Genomic DNA, 5,123 nt, shown 5'->3' on the forward strand with positions numbered 1-5,123 from the left:
TAAACATTTGGCGAACAACAGATTCAATCGCGGCTTTTCCCGGAAAGTGTCGAGCAATATCTAAGTGCATTCCGCGAAATTCGAATCGTGGCGAGTCTGCAATTTCAGTGATAGGAAAGCGGCCTTGCTGCGCATCAAATATTTGCATTAGCGTTAACAGACCGTAGTTAGCACCAATGTTATCGTTGGCAATTATCGTGGCGCTTTGCTCTGTTATGCTAAGCGCATAGCCTTCTTTCGAGTTTATTGTTGCGGGTTCATTTGCAAGGGCGCTCGCATCGTGAGCGCTGCGAATAATAACCTTAAGCGGTAAGCCTGTTTTCTGGTTAGTGAGGCCGAAATAGGCCATTTGCTCAATGGCAGGAGCAAGCATGTCTTGGTCAGACTTATCTATATTAATGCCAGCGGCTGCAACAAATTTACCAGAATCATCTCTTTGAACTACGTTAGGAATAACACGATTCTGGGCATCATCTGAAATTAGCGCTGAATCGCCCTTATTGTATAAATACGCGCTGTCCATAAGCGGTGTATTGTCGTTTTCAGTACGTTTGTACTGGGCTTGTTTGCTCCATAAGCCAGTATGTTGATTGATGAGTAAATTACTTCCCGGCTCTTTCACACGGGTTGTGGAGGCCACCACCACCGCTGATAAAGCAGGGTAAGTTAAGTAATAGTTCGGCATTGCGTCCGAGCGAGAGGCGTGCCAAAAGGGCGCAGATAGCGTTATCTTAACTTGCTCACTTGCGCTCACCTTTTCTTCGAACGTTAGGTGGTGCAGGTCACCGTTTATATGCTCAATGCGAATTGCATTTTTTGAGTCATACCCGCGAATAGGCGCAATATGACTAAAGTAAAGCGACGTAGAGGCTTCAATGGGGGTTGCCATGGTTACTATCGTAAGCTCTGACGAAAAGCAGTTGCCTTTTGGAATATGTACCCGGCACAAACTATCGTCCACATTACTTAATACTTCGTAATGTATATCGAGGCTTTCTCCTAGCGCATTCAAGCTGGCTTGCTGTAGCGAAGGCGTTTCAGCCATTGCCGAGGCGCTACCCACTAGTAGTAACGATAAGCTCAGGCACGCTTTGACAAAATTCGTCGAATTGCGGATCACGTCGCACATCCTTAAATCACAATTTCAGAGTAAAACAAGGGTAAAGCAAACGCCCTACCCTATGCTAAGTGAAGATAGTGAACACACGAACTATCTTCACATACTAGCAACTAGAACTTCATGCTAGCGCCAATGAAGAAACGGCGTCCATTGGCACTTTGCGTTCCACCAAGTCGCTTACCGTCACTGCTTCGAACATAGTAGTTCTCCCAGATTTCGTCGGTAAGGTTAAGGGCTTCAGCTTTAAGTGTAATAGTTTCTGTCACGTTCCAGCTTACCTGCGCATCAAGCTGTGACTGTTCGTCGCGGTACTGATCGCCAATTTCAGCTTGGGCAATAAAGTACTCAGAGCGGTAGTTGTAGTTTAAGCGCGCGCTGTAAAGATCAGTTTCGTAGAACACACCTACGTTAAACGAGTCTTTTGACGTGTTCGGAAAGCTTACTGAGCGCGTTGCGATAGTAGCACCAATGATGTTGCCGTCATCGTCTGTAACGGCAACCGCTTCATCTACTTGTGCGTCGGCCACATCAGTGTAGGTGTAGTTAGCGTAGCCACCGAAACCGTTGTCGAACACATGCTGAATTTGCATTTCGATACCGTCGATAGAGGTTGAACCGCCATTCTCTGGCGTTCTTAGCTGATTGATTTGCTGACCATCAATTTCACGAGATACGGTTTTGGTAAAAATAAAGTCGTTAATATCTTTCTTGAACACCGTTACCGCGGCTACCGACGATTCGCTAAAGTACCATTCTGCACCCACTTCAAATTGGTTAGCAGTTAGCGGGTTAAGCTGCGGGTTACCAGCAGAGCCAGAGCTAGTTTCAGGCGTTAAGTTTACCGCAGGTGCTAATTGAAACGGTGCTGGACGAGTAAGCACGCGTGCTGCCGCCATACGTAGTAACACATCTTCAGATAAGTCGTACGACAAGTTGATGCTTGGCAGCCATTCGTTGTAACCACCGTCAAACGCTACCGCTTCGCCTGTTGTTAGGTCGTAACCGTTCGATGTTGAATCGGTCTCAACGTAACGCATACCCACATTACCTCTGAAACCATCGCCACTAAATTTCGCCATGGCGTAAAGTGCAGTAATATCTTCTTCTATCTCAAATGAAGATTCATCTAAGAATTCATTGGTACGGCGGCAAAGTATAGTAGTGTCATCAGCACATTCGGCTACGCTATATAATGCGTTGTACATGCTGTCTTTGTCAGGGAAGAAATAGCTGGCAGCCACGCCGTTGGTGTTGTCGTGAGACACGTTAATCATGTCGCCATTCCAAAACGATGACGCGGGGCCAAGGCTACCTTCACCCACCGGCGCTAAATTGGCCAAGTCAGTTCTGTAGCGAGATTGCGCAAAGCTACGATCGCGACGCTTAATACCCGTTTTGATTTCGGTTACTGCACCCCAGTCTACTGAATGCTCGTAATCAAACTGGATATAGTTTTCTTTATCTTCCGTTGCATTTAGCTGGTCGAATATTCCTCCCAACCACATTTCATCCGTTGGGTTAGCTAGCCATGGGCTTGCCGTTGTAAAATCGATATACGGGTTGTCGCCACCTGGGTTGTAAAAATCGATGGCTGCACGCGGGTCGTTTGCGCTAGCCCAAAATTCAGTAAAGAAATCTCGGTTTTCGCCTTCACCGGTAGTTGTACCTAACTGGAAGTGCAACTTGCCATCACCCATTAGGTAGTGCCCCTCAATATCTACAATCTCGGTAGACATTTCAGAACCATCGCGGAAGATGTTGTCATACGCCATAAAGCGCGCCCACTCAGGGCGGTTATCTACACCCATCATGCTAAGCGACTCTACTACGTTGTCGCTGCTCACCGTACCCGGGCTGGTGTCAGTACCCGTGTACGCCACACCGCGAAACGGAATACCAATTAAGTTAGAGTTTACGTTGTCAGCTTTAAGCGTTGACGATAAATAGTGGACAGACACATCGAAGTCGTCGGTAGGTGCCCATTGGGCAGTTACATCAAAACCAACGCGCTCACGATCTTGCTTAAACAACGCTGAGCCCATCCCCCATGGAATAGCGCCTTTTTGTGAAGCGCCAACAGGAGCTTCAATAAGTGGGTCGATACGAGGAATGCTAGGGCCGAACCAGCCGAAGTCTTCGTTAGTTTCACGCTCTACCGTTCTTTCTTGATAAGAGCCTGAGAAAAGAATACCAAAGGTTTCGTCATCGTTTTTCCAGCTGTACAAACCAGATAGCGTTGGGTCAAGTGAATCGGCGATATCACCATACTGGCCTTCTACCGAGATTTGTCCAGAATTAGCGTCAAGGTCGAACGGTTTACGTGTTTTCAGGATTACCGTTCCGCCCAATGCGCCTTCATCGATGTCTGCCTGAGACGACTTGTACACTTCTAAACCTGCAATCATTTCTGACGCTAAAATTTCGAAGTTAAAGTTACGGGTTGCGTCTGATAACACAAACCACTGACCGGTTCCCACGGCTTGACCGTTCACTAGGGTCAAGTTTTGGTCTGGCTGAACGCCGCGTAGTTACTCCTTGCCCTTCACCAAAATCGCGGTCGATGGTAATACCCGGAACACGGGCAAGTGTTTCTGCCACGTTTTTATCGGGGAACTTACCAATGTCTTCAGCAGTGATAGCGTCAACAATGGCGTTAGAAAAACGCTTTGCATTGATGTTGGCCTTTTGGCTTCCGCGGATCCCTGTGACTTCGATGATTTCAGTTTCACCTGCTTCCTGTGCTACCGCAATAGGTGCTGAAATACTTGTTAATGCGCCCATAGCTATGGCGAGGCGAACACTTCTTGTTAGTTTATGTTGTTGGTTTTTGAACATTGTATTTACCTTCTCTCAGCCAAAAATGACAACGCTGTCATTTATTGAAATAATAAAATGACAGGCGTTGTTGTGGGGTACAGCTTTTTGATGACAACGCTGTCATTGAATGTTAACTTACATGACACAATGTAAGGCTGCAATTAATTTTTTAACAAAAAAGTAATACAAGCTTCTTAATTGTTGAAAATTAAACCAATTTTTAGAGTGAGATCGAATTTGGCTGCTACCATCAAAAGTGTTGCCGAAATGGCGGGTGTTTCGATAAAGACCGTTTCGCGCGTAATTAACAAGGAAGGCACGGTAAAACCCGACACCTTGCAACGCGTTGAAGAGGCGATAAAGGCCTTAAAGTACACGCCAAATAAGGCAGCGCGTGACCTAGCAAGCAAAGGGGCTTCGGTACTGGGTTACGTATACGACAACCCCAACGCCTACTACATTATCGATATGCAAAAAGGCATATTGGATGTGTGTCGCAAAAACAATTTCGAATTGTTAATTCACCCTTGCGATGCAAGCTCTAAAAACATAGCGAAAGAGCTGGTGGACATGGTAGACACTGCTCAATTGGCCGGCCTCATCCTTTCGCCTCCGCTGTCGGAAATGCCAGCGGTTTTATCGGAACTTGATCAAAACCAAATAAGTTATGTGCGTATTTTATCTGGAGATGGCCTATTTCCATCGCCCCTCCCCTACGTGTTGGTGAACGACTTCAAAGCGGCATACGATATTACTGAGCACCTTATCTACCAGGGTCACAAAAACATTGCTTTTATTGCCGGTGAAGAAATTCACAAGTCCACCATTGAGCGTTTGAACGGCTACAAAGCGGCGTTAGAAAAAGCGGGTATTGCAATTGATGAGTCGTTAATTATCAAAGGCACCTACTCATTTGAAACTGGGGTAAAAAGCTCTGAAACGCTGCTTGCCATGTCGCCGCATCCTACCGCTGTATTTGCGTGTAACGATGAGATTGCAGCGGGTACGTTGTTTGGTGCACGAATGAAGGGGGTAGATGTTCCTCAAGAACTCGCAATCGCTGGGTTTGAGAACAGCCCCTTTTCCCGACAGACTTTTCCGCCGTTAACTACGGCATCTCAGCCAACTAATGAGATAGCGCAGCATGCTGCGGCGTCGTTAATTCAGTATTTACGAGCTAAGAAAG

Annotated in this window: 4 protein-coding genes; 1 reads left to right on the top strand and 3 read right to left on the bottom strand. The window is 46.5% G+C overall.

What is annotated here, in order from left to right; translation table 11 throughout:
* From QVA83_RS15500 to QVA83_RS15510, 3 genes are all read right to left on the bottom strand, one after another.
* Positions 1 to 1,120, bottom strand: a 1,120-nt coding sequence (locus QVA83_RS15500; protein ID WP_287498657.1) for a carbohydate-binding domain-containing protein, incomplete at its 3' end; no start/stop codon positions are given.
* Positions 1,121 to 1,230: 110 nt separating this feature from the next.
* Positions 1,231 to 3,597 (bottom strand): TonB-dependent receptor, encoded by a 2,367-nt coding sequence (locus QVA83_RS15505; protein ID WP_287498658.1) that lies wholly within the window; start codon positions 3,595 to 3,597, stop codon positions 1,231 to 1,233.
* The gene (locus QVA83_RS15510; protein WP_287498659.1) at positions 3,554 to 3,955 is read right to left on the bottom strand and encodes a TonB-dependent receptor plug domain-containing protein; all 402 of its coding nucleotides are present in this window, start codon (positions 3,953 to 3,955) and stop codon (positions 3,554 to 3,556) included. The genes QVA83_RS15505 and QVA83_RS15510 overlap by 44 nt, the downstream gene beginning before the upstream one ends.
* Positions 3,956 to 4,174: 219 nt before the next feature.
* Between QVA83_RS15510 and QVA83_RS15515 the strand changes: the two genes are divergently transcribed.
* The coding region (locus QVA83_RS15515; RefSeq protein WP_287498660.1) for a LacI family DNA-binding transcriptional regulator at positions 4,175 to 5,123 on the top strand (949 nt) is incomplete at its 3' end.

It is taken from the genome of Alteromonas sp. AO-Serp (assembly GCF_017849675.1).
Classification (GTDB): Bacteria; Pseudomonadota; Gammaproteobacteria; order Enterobacterales; family Alteromonadaceae; genus Alteromonas; species Alteromonas macleodii.